The organism is Methylobacterium currus (assembly GCF_003058325.1).
Taxonomy (GTDB): domain Bacteria; phylum Pseudomonadota; class Alphaproteobacteria; order Rhizobiales; family Beijerinckiaceae; genus Methylobacterium; species Methylobacterium currus.
Map to the genome: position 1 here is coordinate 768,228 of NZ_CP028843.1, position 24,493 is coordinate 792,720.

At 73.5% G+C, this 24,493-nt stretch carries 20 protein-coding genes; 15 read left to right on the top strand and 5 right to left on the bottom strand.

The window, feature by feature from the left end:
* The first annotated feature begins 12 nt into the window (after positions 1-12).
* Positions 13-501, top strand: a complete 489-nt coding sequence (locus DA075_RS03530; protein WP_099952034.1) for an Lrp/AsnC family transcriptional regulator — start codon at positions 13-15, stop codon at positions 499-501.
* A 307-nt stretch (positions 502-808) separates the two neighbouring features.
* Here DA075_RS03530 and DA075_RS03535 read toward each other — a convergent pair whose 3' ends face one another.
* Positions 809-2,596, bottom strand: coding sequence for a chloride channel protein (locus DA075_RS03535; RefSeq protein ID WP_099956378.1), 1,788 nt, complete (start codon positions 2,594-2,596; stop codon positions 809-811).
* 78 nt (positions 2,597-2,674) lie between these two features.
* On the opposite strand from DA075_RS03535, the gene DA075_RS03540 reads away from it, so the two are divergent.
* Positions 2,675-3,106, top strand: a complete 432-nt coding sequence (locus DA075_RS03540) for a MarR family winged helix-turn-helix transcriptional regulator (protein ID WP_099952035.1) — start codon at positions 2,675-2,677, stop codon at positions 3,104-3,106.
* 484 nt (positions 3,107-3,590) lie between these two features.
* Here the strand turns inward: DA075_RS03540 and DA075_RS03545 are convergent, their stop codons facing one another.
* On the bottom strand, positions 3,591-3,902 hold the full coding sequence (locus DA075_RS03545; protein ID WP_414468176.1) for a response regulator: 312 nt from the start codon (positions 3,900-3,902) through the stop codon (positions 3,591-3,593).
* A gap of 296 nt (positions 3,903-4,198) precedes the next feature.
* On the opposite strand from DA075_RS03545, the gene DA075_RS03550 reads away from it, so the two are divergent.
* Genes DA075_RS03550 through DA075_RS03560 form a run of 3 tightly spaced genes read left to right on the top strand, consistent with a single transcriptional unit; the run spans position 4,199 to position 7,042 of the window.
* Positions 4,199-5,101: a glycine betaine ABC transporter substrate-binding protein gene (locus DA075_RS03550; RefSeq protein ID WP_232386405.1), complete on the top strand. Its 903-nt coding sequence runs from the start codon at positions 4,199-4,201 to the stop codon at positions 5,099-5,101.
* 10 nt (positions 5,102-5,111) lie between these two features.
* On the top strand, positions 5,112-6,278 hold the full coding sequence (locus DA075_RS03555; RefSeq protein ID WP_244936496.1) for an ABC transporter permease: 1,167 nt from the start codon (positions 5,112-5,114) through the stop codon (positions 6,276-6,278).
* Positions 6,275-7,042 carry an ABC transporter permease gene (locus tag DA075_RS03560; protein ID WP_099952038.1) on the top strand — a complete coding sequence of 256 codons (768 nt, stop codon included), beginning with the start codon at positions 6,275-6,277 and terminating at the stop codon, positions 7,040-7,042. Before DA075_RS03555 ends, DA075_RS03560 begins: the two co-directional genes overlap by 4 nt.
* 3 nt (positions 7,043-7,045) lie before the next feature.
* Here DA075_RS03560 and DA075_RS03565 read toward each other — a convergent pair whose 3' ends face one another.
* Positions 7,046-9,103 carry a M3 family metallopeptidase gene (locus DA075_RS03565; RefSeq protein WP_099952039.1) on the bottom strand — a complete coding sequence of 686 codons (2,058 nt, stop codon included), beginning with the start codon at positions 9,101-9,103 and terminating at the stop codon, positions 7,046-7,048.
* A gap of 146 nt (positions 9,104-9,249) precedes the next feature.
* Here DA075_RS03565 and DA075_RS03570 point away from each other — a divergent pair, with 146 nt between their 5' ends.
* Together DA075_RS03570 and DA075_RS03575 are read left to right on the top strand one after the other, a co-directional pair.
* A complete protein-coding gene (locus DA075_RS03570; protein WP_232386401.1) occupies positions 9,250-10,143 on the top strand; it encodes an extensin-like domain-containing protein in 894 nt (297 codons plus the stop codon).
* Between the two features lie 75 nt (positions 10,144-10,218).
* Complete coding sequence (locus tag DA075_RS03575; RefSeq protein WP_099952041.1) at positions 10,219-11,331, top strand: L,D-transpeptidase family protein; 1,113 nt, start codon at positions 10,219-10,221, stop codon at positions 11,329-11,331.
* 153 nt (positions 11,332-11,484) lie between these two features.
* Here the strand turns inward: DA075_RS03575 and gyrA are convergent, their stop codons facing one another.
* On the bottom strand, positions 11,485-14,244 hold the full coding sequence (gyrA, locus tag DA075_RS03580) for a DNA gyrase subunit A (RefSeq protein WP_099952042.1): 2,760 nt from the start codon (positions 14,242-14,244) through the stop codon (positions 11,485-11,487).
* Between the two features lie 262 nt (positions 14,245-14,506).
* Between gyrA and arsC the strand changes: the two genes are divergently transcribed.
* Together arsC and DA075_RS03590 are read left to right on the top strand one after the other, a co-directional pair.
* Positions 14,507-14,932, top strand: coding sequence for an arsenate reductase (glutaredoxin) (arsC, locus tag DA075_RS03585; RefSeq protein WP_099952043.1), 426 nt, complete (start codon positions 14,507-14,509; stop codon positions 14,930-14,932).
* 53 nt (positions 14,933-14,985) lie between these two features.
* Positions 14,986-16,209, top strand: a complete 1,224-nt coding sequence (locus tag DA075_RS03590; RefSeq protein WP_099952044.1) for an MFS transporter — start codon at positions 14,986-14,988, stop codon at positions 16,207-16,209.
* A gap of 35 nt (positions 16,210-16,244) precedes the next feature.
* Here DA075_RS03590 and DA075_RS03595 read toward each other — a convergent pair whose 3' ends face one another.
* Positions 16,245-16,565, bottom strand: a complete 321-nt coding sequence (locus tag DA075_RS03595; RefSeq protein WP_099952045.1) for a DUF2934 domain-containing protein — start codon at positions 16,563-16,565, stop codon at positions 16,245-16,247.
* Between the two features lie 198 nt (positions 16,566-16,763).
* Between DA075_RS03595 and DA075_RS03600 the strand changes: the two genes are divergently transcribed.
* The 6 genes from DA075_RS03600 to DA075_RS03625 are packed head-to-tail and all read left to right on the top strand — an operon-like array spanning position 16,764 to position 24,391.
* Entirely contained in the window at positions 16,764-18,755 is a 1,992-nt protein-coding gene (locus DA075_RS03600) for a methyl-accepting chemotaxis protein (protein WP_099952046.1), read from the top strand.
* Positions 18,748-20,088, top strand: coding sequence for a chemotaxis protein CheW (locus tag DA075_RS03605; protein WP_099952047.1), 1,341 nt, complete (start codon positions 18,748-18,750; stop codon positions 20,086-20,088). The genes DA075_RS03600 and DA075_RS03605 overlap by 8 nt, the downstream gene beginning before the upstream one ends.
* Positions 20,085-21,230 (top strand): chemotaxis-specific protein-glutamate methyltransferase CheB, encoded by a 1,146-nt coding sequence (gene cheB, locus DA075_RS03610; protein WP_099952048.1) that lies wholly within the window; start codon positions 20,085-20,087, stop codon positions 21,228-21,230. Before DA075_RS03605 ends, cheB begins: the two co-directional genes overlap by 4 nt.
* Complete coding sequence (locus DA075_RS03615; protein ID WP_174800050.1) at positions 21,227-22,087, top strand: CheR family methyltransferase; 861 nt, start codon at positions 21,227-21,229, stop codon at positions 22,085-22,087. The genes cheB and DA075_RS03615 overlap by 4 nt, the downstream gene beginning before the upstream one ends.
* The gene (locus DA075_RS03620) at positions 22,080-24,131 is read left to right on the top strand and encodes a chemotaxis protein CheA (protein ID WP_099952050.1); all 2,052 of its coding nucleotides are present in this window, start codon (positions 22,080-22,082) and stop codon (positions 24,129-24,131) included. The genes DA075_RS03615 and DA075_RS03620 overlap by 8 nt, the downstream gene beginning before the upstream one ends.
* Positions 24,128-24,391, top strand: coding sequence for a hypothetical protein (locus DA075_RS03625; RefSeq protein WP_099952051.1), 264 nt, complete (start codon positions 24,128-24,130; stop codon positions 24,389-24,391). The genes DA075_RS03620 and DA075_RS03625 overlap by 4 nt, the downstream gene beginning before the upstream one ends.
* The last annotated feature ends 102 nt before the right edge of the window (positions 24,392-24,493 follow it).

The window sequence follows — 24,493 nt, forward strand, 5'->3', positions numbered from 1 at the left end:
GGGAGACACACCGTGCCGGCCAGACCCGTCGATCTCGACCCGGCCTCGATCCGCATCCTCGAGCACCTGCAGCAGGACAGCGAAGTCGGCATCGGCGAGCTCGCCGAGGCGGTCGGCCTCTCGACCTCGCCGTGCTGGCGCCGGGTTGCCGACCTCAAGGCGCGGGGCATCATCCGGCGCTGCGTCGCGGTGGCCGATCCGCAGGCGCTCGGCCTCCACGTCAACGTCTTCGTCCACGTCTCGCTCGAGAAGCAGAACCAGGCCGCCCTCCAGGCCTTTTCCGACGCCATCCGGCACCGGCCGGAGGTGATGGAATGCTACCTGATGAGCGGCGAGGCCGACTACATGCTGCGCGTCGTGGTCGAGGATCTGACCCAGTACCAACGGCTGATCGTCGATCACCTCACCCGGATTCCCGGGGTGGCGAAGATCCGGTCGAGCTTCGCACTGGACCAGGTGAAGTATACGACGGCCTTGCCGTTGGATCACTTGAAGGAATAATTCTTTCGCGGAGCATCCCGGCCCTCCCATCCGCGATCTCCATCCTGAGGCGCGCACGGAATGGGCCTCGAAAAGGCTCCATGAGTCTCGGCGAGTTCTGGAACCCTTCTTCGAGGTCCGTCGATCATCGATCGACTGATGCCTTGTGCCTTCGAACGGACTCGTTCGAAGGCGCTGGCTCAGCCCGAACGGGCGCCGGCGCCGATGCGCCGGATGCTTTCGCATCGACACGTCGATGCGAAAGCGCGATGGTATGACACCTCGGGATGAGGTCGCGGGCGGGAGTTCGGTGAAGCGACCGCACCCCTCACGCGCTCCCCACCGCCTTCGCCCCCCGCGCAAAGTACGCCTGCCGCTCCATCTCCGCCCGGCTGAAAGCCGCCCGCACCTGGAGCAGGTCCTTGCGGGTGAGGAGCCCGACGAGCCTGCCGCTCGCCGGATCGGTGACCGGCAGGCGGCCCTGGCCGGTCGTAAGCATCAGGTCGATCGCGTGCGCCGTGACGTCGTCGGGGTGGACCAGGGCCAGGGCGGCATCCGAGACCCGCTCGTCGAGGCGCTCGCCCTCATGCCCGCCCTCGGTCGTCCACACGAGCGCGTCTTCCCGGGAGACGAGGCCGACCGGGCGCCCGGCCTCGTCCACCACCGGGTAGATCCGGTGCTGGCCGGCCTCCAGCACCGCGACCGCCTCCGGCACCGGCATGGCGCCGGGCAGGGTGTCGACGGCGCGCGCCATCACGTCGGCCACCCGGGTGAATTCATGCGGGTCGATGCCGTATTCGCGGGTGATGTGCTGGCCGCGCCGGGCGATCTTCTCCGTGAGGATCGAGCGCTTGAGCAGCAGCACCGTCACCGCGTAGGCGGCGGCCGAGGCCGCGAGCAGGGCGGGGAGCGCGTGCCCGTCGCCGGTCAGCTCGACGGCGAACAGCGCGCCGGTGAGCGGAGCCCGCATCGTGCCCCCGAGCATCGCCGCCATGCCGAGAAGTGCCCAGAAGCCCGGATCGCCCGGCATCGCGGTCCCGATCAGCCAGCCCATCGCCCCGCCGAGGATCAGGAGCGGCGCGAGCACGCCGCCCGAGGTGCCCGACGACAGGGCGACGAGCCAGATCGCGGCCTTGACGCCCAGGATCAGCAGCACGGCCTTCAGCGCGAGATGGCCGCCGAGCAGGTCGGCGATGACGTCGTAGCCGACCCCGAGCGCCCGGGGCTCGATCAGCCCGCCGAGGCCGACGGCGAGGCCGCCGAGCGCCGGCCACCACATCCAGTGGACCGGCAGGCGCTCGAACGCGTCCTCGCAGGCATAGAGCAGCCGGGTGAGGAGGCCCGACAGCAGCCCCGCCGCGACCCCGAGGCCGGCACAGGCGACGAGGCCCCACCACGGCAGCGCCGGATCGGCGGCGAAGGGAAACAGCGGTCCCGCACCGAACAGGGACGGCCGCAGAACCGTCGCGGCGATGGCGGCGGCCGCCACGGGGATGAAGCTGCGCGGGCGCCACTCGAACAGCAGGAGCTCGACGGCGAGCAGCACGGCGGCGGCCGGCGTGCCGAAGATCGCCGTCATGCCGGCAGCCGCCCCCGCGACCAGGAGGGTCTTCCGCTCGGCGGCGCTCAGGTGGAAGCACTGCGCGAAGAGCGAGCCGAGGGCGCCGCCCGTCATGATGATCGGTCCCTCGGCGCCGAACGGACCGCCGGTCCCGATCGAGATCGCCGAGGAGACGGGTTTCAGCACCGCGACCTTCGGGGACATCCGGCTGCCGCCGATCAGGATCGCCTCGATCGCCTCCGGGATGCCGTGGCCGCGGATCTTCTCCGAGCCGAACCGCGCCATCAAGCCGATCACGAGGCCGCCGAGCGGCGGCAGGCAGACCATCCATAAGGACGGCTTCGCCCCGGCCAGGGAGGCGATGCCGACATCGAACCGTCCGAACCAGGCGAGGTTGGTGACGAGCGCGATCAGGGCGAGAAGCCCCCAGGCCGCCACGGTGCCGGCAAGCCCGATCACCACAGCCATGGCGACGAGGACGAGGAGGCGCCGGTCGGCCCGGAAATCGGCGAGGGCACGGCGCCGGGCAGGCGCGGCGTTGCGGTAAACGGACATGCGGCGATGGTCGAGAGAGGTTGCGATGCGATGCAATATATATCGTGATACGATATTTTCAAACGGGACGGGGAGCCGATGAGCGAGGACGCGGGAGAACGGCTGTCGCGGGAGAACTATGCGGCGATCGCGGCATTCCGGCTGGAGCTGCGGCGGTTTCTCGCCTTCAGCGAGGCGGCGGCCGCGAAGGTCGGGCTGCCGGCCCAGCAGCACCAGGCGCTCCTGGCCATCGCCGGCCATGACGGCCCGCCGACGGTCGGGTTCGTGGCCGAGCAGCTCCTGGTGACGCCGCAGACCGCGGCCGAGCTCGTCTCACGCATGGTCGAGGCGGGCCTCCTGACGAAGGCCGCCTCGCCCCAGGATCGCCGCCGGCTGGCCCTGACGCCGACGCCGAAGGCCGAGGCGCTGCTGGCCCGGCTGACCGCGGCGCATCTGGAGGAGTTGCGGACGCTGGAGCCGGCCTTGACGAAGGCGCTCGGCCGCATGCAGCGCCGCATGATCGAGGAATGAGAGGGCCCCGTTCCCGGGCAGGACGGTCGGATGCGCAGGGGACACCCCTGGGCGTGACCGGGCCCTGGCGACGCGCCCTCATGTGGCGCCGAACTGGCGCCAGGAGCGGGGAGGGGCCCGCCAGCGCGACCCGGACGAGGAGGGTTGCCGACGTGGCCGAGCTTCAGCGTCGTCGGGGTTTGAGTGCCAGGACCTGCGACGGGCCGTCGGCGCCCTTCGCGCTCGAGAGACCGAAACACCCGCATCGGCTGTGGCCCCGCGGCGGCAGGGCTGTCCGTGCACAAGACAGGAACGCGGGTTTCCCCCGCCCGTCTGGGAAAGCGGATCCCGCGCTCGATATCAGGAGGAATTCTGTTGGAGCGCCCGACGGGTGACGGAGGGAGCGTCGAACGTGCCGAGACGGTCACCGCGTTCCGCACGATACCGTCGCGTCGACGACCCCGGATGCGCAGCTCCGACGCTGCCGACCCACCGGGTAGGCTCCTCAACCCGCCGCGGCGATCGCGGCGATCAGGGTGCGCTTGAGATCCTGCTGGCTGAACGGCTTCTGCACCACCGGGCGGTCGCGGAAGGGCTCGCGGATGCCGGCGCCGCCATAGCCGGTGGAGAAGACGAGCGGCAGGCCGCGGCGCACGATCGCCTCGGCGACGGGGTAGATCGGCTCGCCGGCGACATTGACGTCGAGGATCGCGACCACGAAGCTCTCGCTCTCGGCCATCTCGAGCGCCTTGCTCAGCCGGGCCGCCGGACCCACGACCTCGCAGCCGAAATCGAGCAGCATGTCCTCCAGCAGCATCGAGATCGCCGCTTCGTCCTCCACCACGAGGACGCGGGCACCGTTCAGGAGGTCTTCGCTTGTTTCCGTGCCCACGCCGGAGTTCTTTCCCTCAACGCCCCGAATCGAGGCCCGACCGACCTGTCCCTGCCGAAGCGGCAACCGCTCGACCGTCAGGGGTTCCATCCGCCCGCAACCCAGGCGGGTCCGCGCCGGCAGCCAAGACCTGCGCCGGTGAGCCGTCGCCCGGAACGCCAGTCATGTCAAGCGCACGGACCTGGGACGCGATGCAGCGGCAGCCAGATACCCCCCACCCCTTGAATCGACGGACTCTGATCGCGGGGGGGCTCGCCGGATTGGCCCTTCCGGCCGCGGCGCGGGCCGACCGCCCGGTCGTCGTCGCCTCGAAGGTCGACGGCGAGGGCATCCTTCTCGGCCATGTGTTCGTGATGGTTCTCGCGCGGCTCGGCGTGCCGGTGACGGCCCGGCTCCAGCTCGGCCCGACCCGCATCGTGCGCACGGCGCTCACCGCCGGCGAGATCGATGCCTATCCGGAATATACCGGCAACGCCGCCTTCTTCTCCGGGACCGACGCCGATCCGGTCTGGCGCCGGGCGGACACGGCCTATGCGGCGGCGACGGCCTTCGATGCCCGGAACGGCCTCACCTGGCTGAAGCCCGCACCCGCCAACAACACCTGGCAGATCGCCGTGCAGGGCGCCCTCGCCCGGGCCGAGCACCTCGCCACGATGGCGGATTTCGCCGGCGCGGTCCGCCGCGGCCTGATCGAGCTCGCGGCCTCGGCGGAGTTCGTGGAGAGCCCAGCGGCCCTGCCGTCCTTCGAGCGCGCCTACGATTTCGTGATGCCGCGGGAGCGGATCGTGATGCTGCCGGGAGGCGACACCGCCGTCACCTTGCGGGCGGCCGCGCAGGGCATCAGCGGGGTCAATGCCGGCATGGTCTACGGCACCGACGGAGCCATCGCGGCCCTCGACGTCGCGGTGATGAGCGATCCGGCCGGCGCGCAGATCGTCTACGAGCCGGCGCCCTTGTTCCGCACCGCCATCCTCGACCGCTATCCCCAGATCGCGCCCGCCCTCGATCGCATCGTCTCCGGCCTCGACCTGCCGACCCTGCGGCGGCTCAACGCCCAGGTGGCGGTGGAGGGCGACACCCCGGAGGCGGTCGCCCGCCGCTACCTCGGATCGCTCGCACCATGATCGATGCACCATGACCTCCGGCGCCACGATGCCCCGCGCCCCCACCCGGCCGACCGCCTGGCTGCCTTCGGCCGCGGCAGGCCTCGCCGTCGCGGCGCTCGCGGGCCTGCCGTTCCTCACCCTGGCGCCAAACCGCCTCGTGCCGGGCAGCCCGGTCGGATGCGGCCTCGCCGGAGCCGCAACCGGCGCGCTCGCGGTCGCGGCGGCTCTCCTGCTCGCCGGCCCGGCGCGGCCGTGGCGCCCGTGGATCGCCCTCGCGGCGGCGCTCGCCGCCTGGTGCGTGCTGCTGCTGGGAGCCGGGCAGGGGGCCGCCGGCCTTCTCGCCGGAAAACCCCCGGCCGCCCGCGCCGCCCTCGGGTCGGGGGCGTGGCTCGCCCTCGTGGCGCTGGCGGGCCTCGCCGCGGAGGCGGCCCGGGTCGCCCTGCCGCGCCGGGGTGGCCTCGTCGCCGCCCTGCTGCTGTTCGGCCTCGCGGCGCTGCTCGCTGGGGCGGGATGTCTCGATTCCCTCTCGCTGGCGGTCGAGTACCGGGCGCGGGCGGGCGCCGTGGCGGCGGCCATCGTGCAGCATCTCGGCCTCGCCGGGGCCTCGCTCCTGATCGCGCTCGTTCTGTCCGTGCCCCTGGCGCTCCTGCGCCTGCGCGACGGGCCGGCCTCGCGCCTCGTCGACGGGCTCATCGGCGGGATCCAGGTCGTGCCGGCCCTGGCGCTGTTCGCCGCTCTCGTGGCGGGGCTGTCCGGCCTGCTCACCCTGGTGCCGACCCTGCGCAGCCTCGGCCTCGCCGCCATCGGGCCGGTGCCGGCGGTGATCGGCACGGCCGCCTATCTGGCCCTGCCGCTGGTCAGCGGGCTCGCCGCCGGCCTTGCCGCCGTGGATCCCGACGTGCTCGTCGCCGCCCGGGCGAACGGCCTCACGCCGCGCGAGGTGCTGTGGCGGGTGCGCCTGCCGCTGGGCGCGCCGGTGCTGATGGGAGCGCTACGGGTGGCGGCGGTGCAGAGCGTCGGCCTCGCCACCCTCGGCGGCCTCGTCGGGGCCGGCGGGCTCGGGGCGCTGATCTTCGAGGGCATGGCGCAGTTCGCCCAGGACCTGATCCTGCTCGGGGCGCTCCCGGTGATCGGCCTCGCGCTCGCGGTCGATGCCGGGCTCGCGCTCCTGGCCAGCCTGACGGAGGCGGCATGACCCGCACCCCTGCACAGCGTGCCCTCTCCGGCCGAGCCCTCTCCAGCCCAGCCGTCTTGCCCCTGCTGCTGGCGGTGAGCCTCGCCCTGCTCAGCCTGCCGGAGGTCGCCGGGTTCGTGGTCCGGGCCCTCGGCCTTCAGGCCGGCACGCCGGTGCCGGCCGGGCGCCTCGCCTGGCTCGCCCGGCAGCATCTCGCCCTGGCGCTCGCGGGCTTCTGCCTCGCGGGCGGGGCCGGGCTCGGCCTCGGCATCCTGGCGACCCGCGCCGCCGGTGCGTCGATGCGCGCCACCCTCGACACCCTGGCGGCGGCGGCCCAGGCCGTCCCGCCCCTGGTGGTGGTAGCCCTGGCACTCCCGGTGATCGGCTTCGGGGCGCCGCCGATTCTCCTGGCCCTCGCCGCCTACGGGCTGATGCCGGTGATGCGCGGCACCGTCGGGGCGCTCGCCACCGTGCCGGAGGAGGTGCGCCGGGCGGCGATCGGCATGGGGCTCACCCCCACGCAAACGCTCCTGCGGGTCGAACTGCCGCTCGCCGCCGGGCCGATCCTGGAGGCCTTGCGGGTGGTGCTGGTGCTGGCGGTGGCGACCGCCGCGATCGGGGCGCTCGCCGGCGCCCAGACCCTCGGCACGCCGATCATCGTCGGCCTGCAGAACCAGAACACTCTCGCCCTGGTCCAGGGCGCCGCGGCGGCCGCGGCGCTCGCCTTCCTGGCCGATGCGGCCTGGCTCGCCGCAGCAACGGGTTTGGGCCGGCTGCTGCGATAGGCGTCAGGCCGCCAGGCCCCGCTTGCGCAGGAGCGGCGCGGTGCTCGGCAGGCGGCCGCGGAAGGCCGTGTAGGCGCTGCGCGCGTCGCGCAGGTTGCCGGCGCCGTACACGTAAGCACGAAGGCGCTCGGCGGTGGCCGGATCGAAGATGTTGCCGGCCTCCCGGAAGGCGTCGAAGGCGTCGGCATCCAGCACCTCGGACCAGAGGTAGCTGTAATAGCCGGCCGCGTAGCCCTCCCCGGCGAAGACGTGTTGGAAGTGCGGCGTGCGGTGGCGCATCGCGATCTCGGCCGGCATGCCGATGCGGCGCAGCGACTCGGCCTCGAAGGCCAGCGGGTCGATGCCGCTCTCGGCTTGCGGCGAGAGATGCAGGTCGAGGTCGACGATGGCCGAGGCCGTATATTCCACCGTGGCGAAGCCCTGGTTGAAGGTGCGGGCGGCAAGCAGCCGGGCCAGCAGGTCCTCAGGCATCGGCTCGCCCGTGCGGTAGTGGCGGGCATGGGCCCGCAGCACCTCCGGCTGCTCCAGCCAGTGCTCGTAGAGCTGCGAGGGCAGCTCGACGAAGTCGCCCGCCACCGCGGTGCCGGCGAGCAGCGGGTAGGTCACGTTGGACAGCAGGCCGTGCAGGGCGTGGCCGAATTCATGAAACAGCGTGCGGGCGTCGTCGAAGGAAAGCAGCGCCGGCTCGCCCTTACCCCCCTTGGCGAAATTCATCACGTTGACGATGATCGGCGTGACCTCGCCGGTCAGGCGCTCCTGCGAGCGGAAGCCGCTCATCCAGGCGCCCGAGCGCTTGCTGGCCCTCGCGAAGTAATCGCCGAGGAACAGGCCGATCAACCGCCCGTCCCGGTCGGCGACCTCCCAGGCGCGCACCTCCGGGTGGTAGCGCGGCACGTCCGGCAACTCGGTGAAGGAGAGGCCGAACAGGCGGTGCGCCGTGTCGAAGGCGGCCTGGATCATGCCCTCCAGGGCCAAGTAAGGCTTGATCTCGCCCTCGTCGAGGGCGTGCTCGCGCCGGCGCAGGCGCTCGGCGTAGTGCCGCCAGTCCCACGGAGCGAGGTCGAAGCTGTGCCCGTCCTCGCGGGCGAGCGCCTGGAGCCGGTCGCGCTCAGCTTCCGCCCGGCGGCGGGCCGGCGCCCAGACTTCCTCCAGCAGTCCCACGGCCGCCTCGGCGCTGCCCGCCATCGTGTCGTCGAGGCGGTAGGCGGCGTAGCTCGGATAACCCAGGAGGCGGGCGCGCTCGGCGCGCAGGCGCAGGGTCTCGGTGATGATCGCCCGGTTGTCGGTCTCGCCGCCGTTTTCGCCCCGGCGGATCCAGGCGGCGTAGGCGCGCTCCCGCAGGTCCCGCCGCGTCGAGAAGACCAGGAATGGGTCGATCAGCGAGCGCGACAGGGTGATGACGTGGCGGCCGGGAAGCCCGCGCTCCTCGGCGGCCCGCGCCGCGGCGGCGCGCAGGAAGGGCGGCAGGCCGGCGAGGTCGTCCTCACTGGCCAGTTCCAGCGTGAAGGCGCCTTCGTCGGCGAGCAGGTTCTGGCTGAACTCGGTGCCGAGCTCGGCGAGCCGGGCTGCGATCGCCGCCATCCGCTCCTTGGCCTCTGCATCGAGCTCGGCCCCGGCGCGGCGGAAGCGCAGGCGGTAGCGCTCGCGCACCCGCTTGGCCTCGTCGCTCAATCCCTCCTCGCCGATGGCGGAGACCCGCGCCCACAGGTCGGGGTTGAGGTAGATCGCGCTGCCGTGGCGGGCGAGCCGCGGCGCCACCGCCCTCTCGACGGCCTGGAGATCCGGGTTGGTGTGGCTGCCGGTGAGGTTGAAGAAGGTCGAGGAGACCCGCCGCAGGGCCTGGCCGGAGCGCTCCAGCGCCTCGATGGTGTTGGCGAAGGTCGGCGGCTCGGGGTTGCCGGCGATCGCCTCGATCTCGGCGACGTGCTGGGCCAGTGCCCGCTCGAAGGCCGGCTCGTAATGCGCAGGGGAGATGCGCTCGAAGGGCGGCAGCCCGTGGGGCGTCGTCCAGGCCGGCTCGGAGAAGGGGTTGGGCTCGTGCTCCGCCGTGACGCCGCGCATGCTGGTCCTCTCGCTGATAGGGCGCGCGACGATAGACCCTGGGGCGGGGCGCGCAAGCGCGGCCGGGATCGCGCGAGCGCGGCATGGTGCGCGGGAACGGTCACGCTTGGCCGCCCGTTGGAGGAGCGGGACCGGGGGAGGGCGCGATGGCGGGGACGAATATGGGGCGGATCCTCGCCGCGCTGCTGGGCGCGGCCGTCGTTGCAGGCCCGGCGGCGGGCCAGACATCGGCGGTCCCGCCGCCCTTGAGCCGGGTTCCCGCCGATCAGGTGCCTCTGCCGCCGCCCCGGCCCGACGAGGCGAAGGGCCCGGCCGCCACCGATCCAGCCGTCAAGGAGCCGTCCGGCAAGGAGGCGAACCCCAAAGAGACCGGCAAGGACGCCGCCAAGGACGCCGCCAAGGAGAGTCCGGCTGCGCCCGCCGCCGAGCCGGCGCCGCTGCCGCCGGAGCGGCCCGCCGACCTGCCCTCCGGCCCGGCACCCACCCCCGCCACGGTCGTGCCGGACGACACCGCCTGCCTGCGCCGGCTCGAACGCCTCGGCGTCAAGGCCGAGCCGGTGGCGCCCCTCGCCGACGGCCTGTGCGGGGCGGCCAAGCCCCTGCGGGTGACCGCTCTGCCCGACGGCGTCGCGCTCGCGCCCGCCGCCACCCTCACCTGCGTCGCCGCCGAGGCCTTGAGCCGCTGGAGCACCGAGGTGCAGGTGATCGCCGAGCGGACCCTCGGCAAGGCTGCTCAGACGTTCAAGATCGGCGGCTCCTACGAGTGCCGCGGCCAGAACCACGATCCGAGCGCCAAGCTCAGCGAGCACGCCTACGCAAACGGGGTCGACGTGATGGGCTTCACCTTCGAGGGCAGGGCGCCGGTCGCCGTGGGCGCGACGCGGGAGGGCACGCCCGAGGCGGCGTTCGAGGCCGCGATCAGGGCCCGTGCCTGCGGCTTCTTCCGCACCGTGCTCGGGCCCGGCTCGGACGCCGCCCACGCCAACCACCTCCATCTCGACGAGCGCGAGCGCCAGGCCGGCCACCGCCTGTGCCAGTGAGCGCGACAAGGGCGGGAACGGGGGAGGCGTCCGGCGCTTTAGGCCTTGCTGATTTCATGGTCAGGAGAGGGTCGGATGTGGAAGACGGCGAGGCTCGGGGCGGCTCTGCTGGTGGTGGGGTTGTCGGGCGCGGCCGGTGCCGCGGAGGCTCCCCTGACGCCGGAGGCGATCAATCAGGCGCAGTTCGGCGCCGGGGCGGCGAGCCAGGAGAAGGGCGCCAGGGAATCCGGCAAGAAGGAGACGAAGCCCGCCAAGGCCACGGAGAAGGCCACGGAGAAGGCCGATGAGAAGCCTGATGGGAAGCGCGCCGACCCGCTGACCGTGCGGGTGCAGGTGCTTCTCGACCGGGCCGGCTTCTCGCCCGGCGCCATCGACGGGCGGGACGGCGACAACTTGCGCGGGGCGCTCACGGGCTTCGCCAAGGCCAAGGGCCTGACCTCCTCCGGCCAGCTCGACGCGCCCGTGTGGCAGGCCCTGTCCGGCACCAGCCAGGACCCGGCCGTGACGCAGTACACGCTGACCGAGCAGGACGTCGCCGGCCCGTTCGTCGAGGAGATCCCGCCGAAGATGGAGGAGCAGGCCGACCTGAAAGCGCTGTCCTACACGTCGCCGGCCGAGATGCTGGCCGAGCGCTTCCACATGAGCAAGGGATTGCTGGAGGCCCTCAACCCTGACGCAGCCCTGACCAAGGCCGGCACGGTGATCACGGTCGCGGCGGTGCCGCCGCTGGAGACCGGCCGCATCCCCGGCAAGGAGCTGCCGCAGGCCCCGAAGGTCACCCGCATCGAGGTCGACAAGGATGCGCTCCAGGTCCGGGCCTATGGCGAGGACGGAGCGCTGATCCACCTCTACCCGGCCTCGATCGGCAGCGAGGAGAAGCCGGCGCCGAGCGGTGTCCTGAAGGTCGAGAGCGTCGCCTTCGACCCGACCTACACCTATAACCCGAAATACGAGTTCAAGGGCGTCGAGGCGAAGCACAAGTTCACCATCAAGCCCGGCCCGAACAGCCCGGTCGGCGTGGTCTGGATCGACCTCTCGGGCGATGACGGCTACGGCATCCATGGCACGCCCGAGCCGGAGAAGGTCGGCAAGACCGAGTCGCATGGCTGCGTCCGGCTCACCAACTGGGACGCGCGCGACCTGGCGAAGCACGTCGCGAAGGGCGCGACGGTGGATTTCGGGAAGTGAGCGGCGTCCTGCCGAGTTGAAACTCTCCTGGTCACGACCCCATGGGCTTCGGTGAAGCGGGAGAACATCCTCTGCGAAACACAAACGCCGTGTCCGTGAGCTTGATCGGCTCACGGAAACGGCGTGGCGGATGCGGCGGGAGAGAGAGGCCGATCAGGCTCCCTCGACCTCCCCCCCATCCCCCTCGACCTCGGTGTCCGCCTCGCCCTCGCCCTCGATGTGCTCCACCGACACCACCTTCTCGGTCTTGTCGGTGTTGAACACCGTGACGCCCTGCGAGGCGCGGCCGACCACCCGGATGTCGTCGACCGGAACCCGGATCAGCTTGCCGGCGTCCGTCACCAGCATGATCTGGTCGCTGGTCTCGACCGGGAAGGACGCGACGAGGGTGCCGTTGCGGGCATTGACCTCCATCGCCTTGATGCCCTTGCCGCCGCGATTCGACGTCCGGTACTCGAAGGACGAGGTCCGCTTGCCGTAGCCGCGCTCCGACAGGGTGAGGACGAACTGCTCCGCCGCCCCCATGGCGATGTAGCGGTCCTGCTCCAGGTCGATCGAGGCCGCGGCCTCCTCGGCCTCGGGCTCGGGCGCCGCCGGCAGCTCGATCGCCTCGCCGGTGGCGCGCCGGTCGGCGTTGGCGCGCTTGAGGTAGGCCTGGCGCTCCTCGGGCGAGGCCTCGAAGTGGCGCAGGATCGTCATCGAGATGACCTGGTCGTCCTTGCCCAGGTTGATGCCGCGCACGCCTGTCGAGTCTCGGCCCTTGAACACCCGCACGTCGGTGACGGGGAAGCGGATGCACTGGCCCGCCCCGGTCGTCAGCAGCACGTCGTCGGCTTCCGTGCAGATCTCGACATGGACGATGTGGTCGCCCTCGTCGAGCTTCATGGCGATCTTGCCGTTGCGGTTGACCTGCACGAAGTCGGACAGCTTGTTGCGCCGCACGCTGCCGGAGGCGGTGGCGAACATCACGTCCAGGGTCTCCCAGGACGCCTCGTCCTCGGGCAGCGGCATGATGGTGGTGATGCGCTCCTTGCCCTGGTCGAGGGGCAGGATGTTGACGAGCGCCTTGCCGCGGGCGTTCGGCGCCGCGAGCGGCAGCCGCCACACCTTCTCCTTGTAGGCCTGCCCCTGCGAGGAGAAGAACAGCACCGGGGTGTGGGTGTTGGCCACGAACAGGCGGGTGACGAAATCCTCGTCGCGCATCGACATGCCGGCGCGGCCCTTGCCGCCGCGGCGCTGGGCCCGGTAGGTCGAGAGCGGCACCCGCTTGATGTAGCCGGCGTGGGACACGGTCACGACCATGTCCTCGCGCTGGATCAGGTCCTCGTCCTCGACGCTCGAATCCCAGTCCAGGATCTCGGTCCTGCGCGGGGTCGCGTACTCGGCCCGCACCTCCGCCAGCTCGTGCTTGACGATGCCCATGATCCGGGCGCGCGAGCGCAGGATGTCGAGGTAGTCGGCGATCTCGTCGGCGAGCCGCTTCAGCTCGTCGCCGATCTCGTCGCGGCCGAGCGCGGTCAGGCGCTGCAGCCGCAGGTCGAGGATGGCGCGGGCCTGGGTCTCGGACAGGCGGTAGGTGCCGTTCTCGCTCACCCGGTGGCGCGGGTCGTCGACGAGGGCGATCAGCGGCGCGATGTCCTCCGCCGGCCAGTCGCGGGCCATCAGGGCCTCGCGGGCGGTGTTCGGATCGGGCGAGGTGCGGATCAGCCGGATCACCTCGTCGATGTTGGCGACCGCGATGGCCAGCCCGCACAACACGTGGGCCCGCTCGCGCGCCTTGTTCAAGAGGAACTTGGTGCGGCGGGAGACGACCTCCTCGCGGAAGTCGATGAAGGCCTGGATCAGGTCCTTGAGGTTGAGGAGCTCGGGGCGCCCGCCGTTCAGCGCCACCATGTTGCAGCCGAAGCTCGTCTGCAAAGGGGTGTAGCGGTAGAGCTGGTTCAGGACCACGTCGGCGACGGCGTCGCGCTTCAGCTCGACGACGATGCGCATGCCGTCGCGGTCGGATTCGTCGCGCAGGTCGGCGATGCCCTCGACGCGCTTCTCGCGCACCAGGTCGGCGATCTTCTCGACCAGCGACGCCTTGTTCACCTGATACGGGATCTCGGTGAAGATCAGCGCCTCGCGCTCCTTGCGCAGCTCCTCGATATGCGACTTCGCCCGCATGATCACCGAGCCGCGGCCGGTCATGTAGGCCGAGCGGGTGCCCGAGCGCCCGAGGATCGAGCCGCCGGTGGGGAAGTCCGGCCCCGGGATGATGTCGTTCAGGCCCTCGATGGTGATCGCCGGGTCGTCGATGAGGGCGATGCAGCCGTCGATCACCTCGCCGAGGTTGTGCGGCGGGATGTTGGTCGCCATGCCGACCGCGATGCCGCCGGCGCCGTTGACGAGGAGGTTGGGGAAGCGGGCGGGCAGGACCGCCGGCTCGTCCTTCGACTCGTCGTAGTTCGGGTTGAAGTCGACGGTGTCCTTGTCGATGTCCTCGAGCAGGGCCATCGCGGGCTTCGCCAGTCGCGATTCGGTGTAGCGCATCGCCGCCGGCGGATCGCCGTCGATCGAGCCGAAGTTGCCCTGGCCGTCCACCAGCATCAGCCGCATGGCGAAGTCTTGCGCCATGCGGACGAGGGCGTCGTAGATCGACTGGTCGCCGTGCGGGTGATACTGACCCATCACGTCGCCGACGATGCGGGCCGACTTCACGTACTTGCGGTCCGGCAGGTAGCCGTTCTCGTACATGGAGTACAGGATGCGGCGGTGCACGGGTTTCAGGCCGTCGCGCGCATCCGGCAGGGCCCGGCTGACGATGACGCTCATCGCGTAGGCCAGGTAGGACTGGCGCATCTCGTCGGTGATCGAGACGGGCTTGATGTCGGTCGCGGGCGGGGGGGCGCCGGTCGGGTCGTTCTCTGCCAAGGTCTGTCTCTCGTCGCGGCCCGCGCGGGCTCACACTCTCTCGCCGGACGGCTTAGCCGATTTGCGCTCCGGGTGCCAGCGCCAAAGCCCGGCACGGAGAGCGGAAGGCGAAGCAAATCAGCATCTTAGATGGGCGTTCCGGAGATGTTCCACAAGCCCGCCCGATACCGGTGGACGAGTGTCCCGCGAACTCGTTAGAGATTGGCAAAGGATGCGGGAGGACGGCGCCGGTGGCGGCCCGCCCGCCTGCGGGAGGCCGCCGATGGACGTCGTGATCTACCACAACCCGGCCTGCGGCACGTCGCGCAACGTGCTGGCGATGATCCGCAATGCCGGCATCGAGCCGCACGTCGTCGAGTACCTGAAGACCCCTCCGGCACGGGAGCTGCTGCGCCGCCTCCTCGCCCGGGCCGGCCTCACCGTGCGCGAGGGCTTGCGGAAGAAGGGGACGCCCTACATCGAGCTCGGCCTCGACGATGACGCCCTCACCGACGACCAGCTCCTCGACGCCGTCGCGGCCCACCCGGTCCTGCTCGAACGCCCGCTGGTGGTGAGCCCCCGCGGCGTGCGCCTGTGCCGCCCCTCCGAGCGGGTGCTGGACCTGCTGCCGCCGCAACAGGGCGAGTTCGTCAAGGAGGACGGCGAGCGCGTCATCGACGAGCACGGACGCCGGGTCGCCTCTACCTGACGCTCTGGGCCCGAGTCCCATGACCTTCCGGTTTCCATGACCTTCCGATTTCCATGATCGTCCAAGGACGCTGGCCGGTCATCTCGGCCCTCGGCATCGTGCAGATCCTCGCCTGGGGCTGCAGCTACTACCTGCTGACGGTGCTCGGGCCGTCGATCGCGGCGGAGACCGGCTGGGGTCTGCCCTGGATCTTCGGCAGCCTCACCGCCGGCATGCTGGCGGCGGGCGCCGTCGCGCCGCTCGCCGGACGGACGATCGGCCGCCTCGGCGGACGGCCGGTCCTGACGGTCTCGGCGCTGCTCCTCGCCGCGGGGCTGGTGACCTTGAGCCTCGCGCCGAACCTGCCGGTCTTCGGCCTCGGCTGGCTGGTGATCGGCGCCGGGATGGGGTCGGGCCTCTACGATGCCGCCTTCGCGACGCTCGGGCGGCTCTACGGCGCCGATGCCCGCCCGGCGATCACGGCGCTGACACTCTGGGGCGGCTTCTCCAGCACCCTGTGCTGGCCGCTCTCGGCCTTCCTGCTCGCGCATCTCGGCTGGCGCGGCACCTGCCTGACCTACGCCGCCCTTCAGCTCGGCGTGTGCCTGCCGCTGATCCTCGGGGCGATCCCGCGCGCCGCGCCGCGGCCGGTCGCGACCGGCGGCCGGTCCGACACGCTGTCGCTCGATGCGTCCGAGCGCCCGGTCTTCCTGGTGCTGGCCGCCATCGTGACCTGCACCGGCATCGCCACCTCGATCTTTTCCGTCCACCTGCTGACCCTGCTGCAGGATCGCGGCCTGTCGCTCGCGGCGGCGGTGTCCCTCGGCACCCTGGTCGGGCCGTCGCAGGTCGGGGCGCGGCTCCTGGAGGTCGCCAATCGCAGCCGGCACCATCCGATCTGGACGCTGACCGTCGCGGTGGTGCTGATGGCGATCGGCTTAGGGTTGCTGTGGAGCGGGCTCCCGGCGCCGGGCCTGGTGCTGGTGATCTACGGCGCCGGCAACGGCCTCTACTCGATCGGCCGCGGCACCCTGCCGCTCGCCCTGTTCGGGCCCGACCGCTACGCGGCCCTGCTCGGCCGGCTGGCGAAGCCGAGCCTCGCGGCCCAGGCCCTCGCGCCGTCCGCCGCGGCCTACCTCATCGCCCATGCGGGCGCCGACGCGACGCTCATGGCGCTGGCGATCCTGGGGATGATCGACGTCGCCCTCGTCGCCGCCCTGTGGCGGGTCCGCCGCCGCGGCGGGGTGACGGTCCGGGCCATCGAAGAAAAGCCCCTCCCGCAGGGCGGAAGGGGCTGAAAGGCGTTCGGGCGCGGCTCGCGCCCGACGGGCGCTCAGTGCGTGGTGACGGTCTCGGCCGCCCCGGTGGCGCGACGCCGCCGCGGGGCCGGCTTCGCCACGGTCTCGGCCACCTCGGCCACGGCCTTGGCGGCGGCAATCTTGGCCGCGGCCGGCTTGCGGGCCGACGGCTTGCGCACCGGCTTGGCGGCGGTCGCTTCCGCGGCGGCCGGCGCCTCGGTCACGGCCGGCAGCGCCTGCGCGGCCAGTTCCTGCTCGGCGAGACGCCAGTAATGCTCGTCGCGGCCCGGCGCCCGGCCGTCCCGCTCCCAAAGGGCGTAGGCCCGTTCACGGATGCTCGTCTCGAAGTGATCCATCCCGACCTCCTCGGTGTTCAGTTGAGCGGACCATCGCGGCTCATGGTTAAGGAAGCCCTAATCCGCGGATCCGGGGTCGGCCTGCGGCGGGGAGGGGGGGAGCCCGCGCCATCCTCCCCAAGCCGATACTCCCACGGCGCTTGCCCCTGGTCGCCGCCTCCGGCACACCGGCGCGGGCGCGAGCGGGTTTGGGCGGCGATGGCATTGGTGAAGAAGGCGAAGCTCGCGGCCCGGGACGGTGCGCCCGTGGCGCCGGAGGCGGGAGGGGCCTCCGCACCGTCCGCCCGGCAGGACCGGACCCGACAAGGGGCGGGTACGCGCCGGCAGAAGGCGACCGAGCGCCTGGGCGCCGCCACCGAGGAGCTGGCGGCCGGCGTCACCGAGGCCTCCGCGGCGGCCGAGGAGCTGCGCCGGGCCATGGAGCAGATCGCCGGCGGCGCCGAGGAGGCGGCCGGCGCGGCGCAGGAATCCCTCGCCGCGGTGGCGGCGATCGTCGGGCGCCTCGGCGAGGCGCGGGAGCGGGCCGACCTCTCGCGCCAGCGCACCGCCGCGTTCCAATCGGTGCTCGCGGAGGCCAGCGTCCAGGCGACTCAGTCGGTCGCGGCGATCGAGGCCGAAGCCGGGCGGCAGGCCGTCACGGTCGGCATCGTCGACGCGCTCGACCGCGGGGCGGCGAGCATCGGCGAGGTCACCGGCACGGTCGGGGAGATCGCGGACCAGACCGGTCTCCTCGCCCTCAACGCCGCCCTGGAGGCGGCCCGGGCCGGGGAGCACGGCCGCGGCTTCACCATCGTCGCCGACGAGGTGCGGGCGCTGGCCGAGACCGCGGAGGCCGGAGCCGGGGAGGTGCGCGAACGGGCCGAGGCGATCCGGGCCGAGATCCGGGCGCTGGGCGCCGTGATCCGGGACGCCGCCGCGCGGGCGGTGGCGGAGGCCGCCGCAGGCGCGCGGATCGCCCGGCAGCTCGAGGCGGCGCGGGCCGATCTCGGCACCCTGGCGGAGGGTGCTCAGGCGATTCTGGCGGCCTCCCTCAAGGCGGAGGCGACCACCCGCGAGGCGCAGAGAGGCGCCGAGCAGGTCGCGGCCGCGGCCGAGCAGCAGGCCGCCGCAGCCGAGGAGGCCCAACGCGCGGTGGCGCAGCAGACGGAGGCTCTCGATCAGGGCCAGGCCACCGCCGAGGCCCTGGCAGCCCTCGCCGAAACTCTGCGGGGCGCGGCCGCAGGCCGCGCGGATCCCCAACCAACCGCGGCCGCAGGCCGCGCGACCGCTGAAGAGATCCCGCTTCCGGCCCGCTTGGATCCCGAGGCGATCGCGGGTGCCGCCGACGCGCTCTCGGCCTCGATCCAGGAATTGTCCGGCGCCGCCGCCGAGATCCTGGCCGCCGTCGACCAGATCAGCCGCGGGCTGACCCTCCAGAGCGCTGCCGCCCGGCAATCCGCCGCCGCCATGACGGAGGTCGAGCGCGCCGCCGCAGGCGCCCGGGCCGGCGCCGACCGCGCGCTGGCGCAGGTCTCTGCCCTCGCCGAGACCCTGCGGGAGGCCCGCGCTACCCTCGCCGCTCTCGCCGACGGAGTCGAGCAGGCCCTCGACGGGATGCGCGCCTCCCTCGACCGTCTCGGCACGATCGAGGAGGGCACCGGGCGCATCGAGACGATCATGGAGGGCATCGCCCTCGTGGCGGTGCAGATCGGCATGCTGGCGGTGAGCGGCGCGATCGAGGCCGCCCGCGCCGGCGAGGCGGGCCAGGGCTTCGCCCTCGTCTCGGGCGACATCCGGGCCCTGTCGCGCGACGCCGCCGGCGGGGCCGAGCGGATCCGCCTCACCCTGCGCACGATCCGGGACGGCGCCGCCGCCTTGCGGCGCGCCCTCGAACGCTCGGTGGCTGCCGCCGAGGCCGAGGTGGCGAAGAACCGGGCTTTGAATGCGGGCCTCGCCGCGGTCGCGTCCGACGTGGCGGAGCTGGAACAGGCCAACCGCGAGATCGCCGGCGGGGCCGACGACATTCTCAACGCGGCAGCCGGCATCGCTGCGGGCGCCCGCCAGATCGCCATGGCGGCCGAGGAGGCGGACCGCGCCTCGAGCGAGGCCGCCACCGCCGCCCGCCAGCAGGCCCGCGGGGCCGAGGACCTGGCGGCGGCGGTCGAGGAGATCGCGCTCCTCGCCGACGAGCTGCAGGACGCGGATGCCTGAGGCCGGTCGGGAGCGCTTCCTCGTCGTCGCTCTCGACGAAGGCGGCACGCGCGTCGCCCTCCCGGCGGAGCGGGTGCGCGCCCTGGCGCCCGTCCCGTCCCTGACCCGGGTGCCGGGGGCGCCGGCTTCCCTCGCCGGCCTCGCGGACCGGCGCGGCGCCGCGCTCCCGGTCCTCGACCTCGCCCGGCTGCTCGCGCCGGCCTCGGACCCGGTGATCCCGAGCCGGCTGCTGGTGGCCGAGGCGGGCGAGCCGGTCGGTCTCCTGGTCTCCCGCGTCGTGGGCCTCGCGGCAGATCCGGGCGGGGCCGCGATCCTCGACCTGCCGGGCCTCGTCGCGGGTCTCCGTCCGCCACGTTCGGCACGATCCGCCGAGGCCGAAGCCGGGCGCAGCGGGGCCGCGCCGCCGCCGCCGCGGGTCGCCCTCCTGGCCCTCACGGTCGCGGGACGGTCCTACGCCCTGCCGCTCGACGCGGTCGAGGCGGTGACGCGTCTGCCGGACACCGTCGCACCGGCTCCCGGCGCCGGCTCCCTCGGCGCGATGCCGTGGCGCGGGCGGGCGCTGCCGCTCGTCTCCCTCTCCGCCCGGCTCGGGCTGGGGGTGACCGCCGGCCGCCGGGTCGCGGTGCTCCGCGGCCTCGGGCTGGCGGTCGAGCAGGTCGGGCCGGTGCTGCGCGTGAGCCCCGGGGCGATCGACCCGGTGCCCCGGGCCCTGCGCCGCGATGGCTCAGCCACCGACCTGGCCGCCGGCTTCGTCCGCCTCGGCGACGGGGCTCTCGTGTGCCTGCTGTCGCCGCAGGCCCTCGCCGGCAGTGCCGAAGAGCCGCCGCGAAAAGCCCCTGTCGCCGCCGATCTCGAGCCGATCGTGGTCGTCGCCGTCGGCGGGAGCGCCTACGGCCTCCCCGCCGGGGCGGTGCGCCGGGTGCAGCGGGCGCCGGACGCGCTCACGCGGCTGCCCCGGGCCCCCGACGGTCTCGCCGGCATGCTGGCCGTCCGCGGCGGGGCGCTGCCGGTCCTCGACCTGCGCCGGCGCCTCAGCCTCGACGAACCGGGCCTCGACAAACCGGGCCTCGACGAACCGGAGCCGTCCGCGCCGGGAAACGAGAGCTGGCGCAGGCGTCTCGTCGTGGTCGAAGCCGGGGGCGTGCGGGCCGGCCTCCTCGTCGACGGCGCCGCGCGGCTGGTGCGGCCGGAGGCCGGGGCGATCCGGCCGGTGCCCGCGGCGCGGGATGCCGCGCTGAACCGGGTGGCCGACCTGCCGGACGGGCCCTTGACGCTCATCGACCCCGCCGTGCTGCTGAGCCGCGCATCGTTCGCCGGGAGGCCCACCGCATGATCCGCCTTCTGGTGGTCGACGACTCGGCGCTGATGCGCAAGGTGGTGGGCGGCATCTTCGCCGCCGAGGGCGATTTCGACCTGGCCTTCGCCCGCGACGGGCTGGAAGCCCTCGACCTCCTGCCCCGCTTCGCGCCGGACGTGGTGACCCTCGACGTGACCATGCCGGGCCTCGACGGGCTCGCCTGCCTCGATCGGATCATGCTGGAGCGGCCCTGCCCGGTGGTGATGCTGTCCTCGCTCACCGGGGAGGGCGCCGAGGCGAGCCTGGACGCCCTGGCGCGGGGCGCGGTCGACGTGCTGGAAAAGCCCGTCGGCGCGGTGTCGCTGGAGATCGACCGGTTCGCGCCGGTGCTGGTGCGGACGGTGCGGGCGGCGGCCCGGTCCCGGCCGCGCACGGCCCACGGGCTCGCGGCCCGCCTGCGCGCCCGCCATGCCGCCCTTGCCCCGCGCCCGGCGCCCAGCCCGGCGTCTCGCCCGCCGGATCTGGGCCCACCGGACGCGGTCGCCACGGGCATCGACCCCGACCAGAGCCCGTCCGTACCGGCGGATCCGGCCGGCGGCCTCGTCCTGGTCGGTGCCTCGACGGGAGGCCCTCCCGCCCTGACTGCCCTGCTGAGCGAGCTGCCCGCCGGCTTTCCCTGGCCGATCGTCGTCGCCCAGCACATGCCGGCGACCTTCACCGGGCCGCTTGCCCGGCGGCTCGACGGGCTCTGCGCCCTCACCGTGCAGGAGGTGACGGCGCCCGCGCCCCTGGTTCCCGGCCGGGTCTATGTCGGGCGCGGCGACGCCGACGTGATCGTGGTGCGCCGGCCCGGCGGCCTGATGGCGGCCCCGGCTCCGGCCCAGGCCGACTATCCCTGGCATCCGAGCGTCGACCGCCTGGTGGAGAGCGCCCTCGACCTCGTGCCGCCGCGCCGGCTCGTCGGGGTGCTGATGACCGGCATGGGCCGGGACGGCGCCCGCAGCATGGCGGCGTTGCGGGCCCGCGGCGGGCGCACCATCGCCGAGGCCGAGGCGACGGCGGTGGTCTGGGGCATGCCGGGCGAGCTGGTGCGGGCCGGCGGCGCCAGCGTGGTCGCTCCCCTGGAGGCCATCGCGGCCGAACTGACGGCGCTGGTTGCAGGAATCCCCGCATCATGACTCCCGGCATGACGCTCGACGAGCCCGATCTGGCGCGGGTCTGCGACCTGCTCTACCGGCAGACCGGGATCCTGGTGCCGGGGAACCGGCGCGCCTTCGTCGAGCGGCGGGTGCTGGAGCGGATGCGCGCCACCGGCGCCGACGCCCTGCCGGCCTATCTCGCCCGGCTGCGGGCCGATGCGGACGGCGAGATCCAGCTCTTCGTCAATGCCTTCACGGTCAACGAGACCTACTTCAACCGCGAGGAGCACCAGCTGCACTGCCTCACCGGCTCGCTTCTCCCCGCCGTCACGGCCGGGCGGAGCCGGAGCGATCCGATCCGGATCTGGTCGATGCCGTGCGCGACCGGCGAGGAGCCCTACTCGGTGGCGATCTGGCTCCTCGAGCACTGGGCGACGGTCGACGAGTGGGAGATCGAGATCGTCGGCTCGGACATCGACACGCGGGCCCTCGCCGCGGCGGAGGCCGGGCGCTACGGGGCCCGGGCGCTCGGCCGGCTGCCGCCCGCCCTGGTCTCGCGCTACTTCACGGCGGAGGAGGGGACGGCCGGGTTTCCGTCCTGGCGCATCCTGCCGGAGCTGCGCGGCTCGGTGCGCTTCACCCGCCGCAACCTCGTCGACGCGGCCGGGATGGCGCAGGAGGGCCGCTTCGACATCGTGTTCTGCCGCAACGTCCTGATCTACTTCGACGACGCCTCGCGCAAGACCGCGGCCGACAGCCTGTTCGCCGCCCTGCGGCCGGGCGGCTTCCTCTGCCTCGGCCACACCGAATCGATGGCCCGGATCCCGTCGCGGTTCCGCACCCGCCGCTTCCCCGAGGCGATCGTCTACCAGCGCCCGGAGGACGCCCATGCCTGACGCGCTCCCGACCGACGACCTGGTGGCGGATTTCGTCGCCGAGGCGCGCGAGCTGGTCCAGGCCGCCGCCGAGGATCTGCTCGCCCTCGACGGGGCGCCGGATCCCGCGGTGCTGAACCGGGTGTTCCGGTCCGTCCACACCCTCAAGGGCTCGGCCGCCCTGTTCGACTGGCCGGACATGCTCGCCGTCCTGCACGCTGCCGAGGACGGGCTCGACGCCGCCCGGGCCGGCCGGCTCCGGACCGGACCCGGCCTCGTCGATGCGTCGCTCGCCGCCCTCGACGCCACGGCGCGCTGGACCGAGGCGGTCGCCGCGACCGGGGCGCTCCCGGTCGGGGCCGCGGCGGAATCGGCCCGCATCGTCGAGAGCTACCGGAGCCTGCTGGCACCGGCGGGAGGGACGCCCGATGCGGTCCCGGCCAGCCCGATGCCCGGCCGGGCTCCCGGCGTCTTGCCCGACTGGGCCGCCGACCTGCTGGCGGACCTGCGCGAGCGGCCGGACGGCGCCCTCACGGCTGTCCGCTACGTCCCGCGGGCCGATAGCTTCTTTGCCGGTGACGATCCCCTCGGTCTGGTGCGCCGGCTGCCCGGGCTGCTGGCCCTGCATCTCGCCCCCGCCGCACCCTGGCCGCCGGCGGAGACGATCGACGTCTTCGCCTGCAACCTCGCGGTCGCGCTGCTCACCACCGATCCGCGGGCGGAGGTCGACGCGGTTTTTCGCCTGGTGCGCGACCAGGTCACGGTGGCAACGCTTCCGCCGCCCGCCGCCGCGAAAGACAGCGAGCCGGCTCCCGATCCCGAAACGTCACCCGCTGCCGACACGGCATCTGGTGCCGACACAGCACACAAGACCCTGCGGGTCGATGCGGGCCGGATCGAGGCCCTGGTGGCCCTGGCGGACGACCTCGCCGCCGCCCGCACGGCCCTCGGCGCGGCGGTCGCCCAGGCCGCGACCGGGGCGGACCTCGCCGACCTGCTGCCGGCCTTGCGGGCGAGCGACGAGCGCATCGGGCGGCTCTCGGCCGAGCTGCACCGCGAGGCTGTCGGCTTGCGGCTCCAGCCCCTGACGCGGGTCTTCCGCCGCTTTCCACGGCCCTTGCGCGACATCGCCCGCGGGCTCGGCAAGGAGGTCACGCTGACCCTCGAGGGCGAGGCGACCGACATCGACCGGGACGTCGCCGAGGGGCTGTTCGAGCCCCTGCTGCACCTCCTGCGCAACGCCGTCGATCACGGCATCGAGCCGCCCGAGGCGCGGACCCGCGCCGGCAAGCCGGCGGGAGGCCGGATCGTCCTGCGGGCCGAGAGCCGGGGCGAGCGGGTGGTCGTCTCGGTCGCCGATGACGGGCGCGGCCTCGATCCCGCCTTCATCCGCGCCCGCGCCGCCGCCCGCGGCCTCCTGGCGCCTGCCGCCCTCGCGGCCCTCGACGAGGCCGGGGTGATCGACCTGATCTTCGCCCCCGGCTTCTCGACCGCCGCCGAGGTCGGCGCCGTCTCCGGCCGCGGCGTCGGCATGGATGCGGTGCGGGAGGCCGTCACGCGCCTCGGCGGCCGCTGCACCGTCGAGAGCCGGGCCGGGGCGGGGACCACGGTCCGGCTGGCCCTGCCGCGGGCCCAGTCCCTCGCCCGGCTGCTCCTGGTCGGGGTCGGCCCGGAGCTCTACGGCCTGCCGATGGAGGCGGTGGACGAGCTCGCCCGGGTGAAGCGGGAGCGCATCGGCGACCACGGCCTGGGCGCCGCCACCATCCTGCGCGACCGCACGGTGCCGGTTCTGCACCTCGCGACCCTGCTCGACCTGCCCGGCGAGGCGGCGCCCACGACGCCATCAGCCGCCGCGCAGCTGGTCGTCCTGCGACTCGGTGACGAGCGGGTCGCCATCGAGGTCGACCGCTTCGCCGGTCGGCTCGACGGGCTGGTGCGGCCGCTGCCGGGCCTCGCCGCCCTGCCGGGCCTCGCCGGAACCACGCTCACCGGCGACGGCCGGGTGCTGCTGGTGCTCGATCCGGACACCGTGATCGGGCGAGAGCGAGGGGAGGGGACGCCGTGAGCGTGCGCCGCGACGGAGAGCTGATCCGCCTCGAAGGCCCCTGCCCGGTCGAGGAGGCCGAGACCCTGGCTGCCCTGCTCCTCGCCCATCCGGGCGCGGGGGTGGAGTGGAGCGCCTGCACCAGGCTGCACACGGCGGTGATCCAGGTGCTGCTGCGGCTGCGCCCGCCGCTCCGCGGCACCTGCGGCGATCCCTTCGCGGCCCGCTGGCTCGCACCGCTCATGACCCCGTCACTCCCGGGGCAGGATCGGACCGACTGAGCGGCCCCGGACGCGGTCCCCGCCACCCATCCTCCGCAGGACCGTCCGGGGACACGACATCGATCCTTCTTCCGACGGCGCCGTAGGGACGGGCGAGCGGCC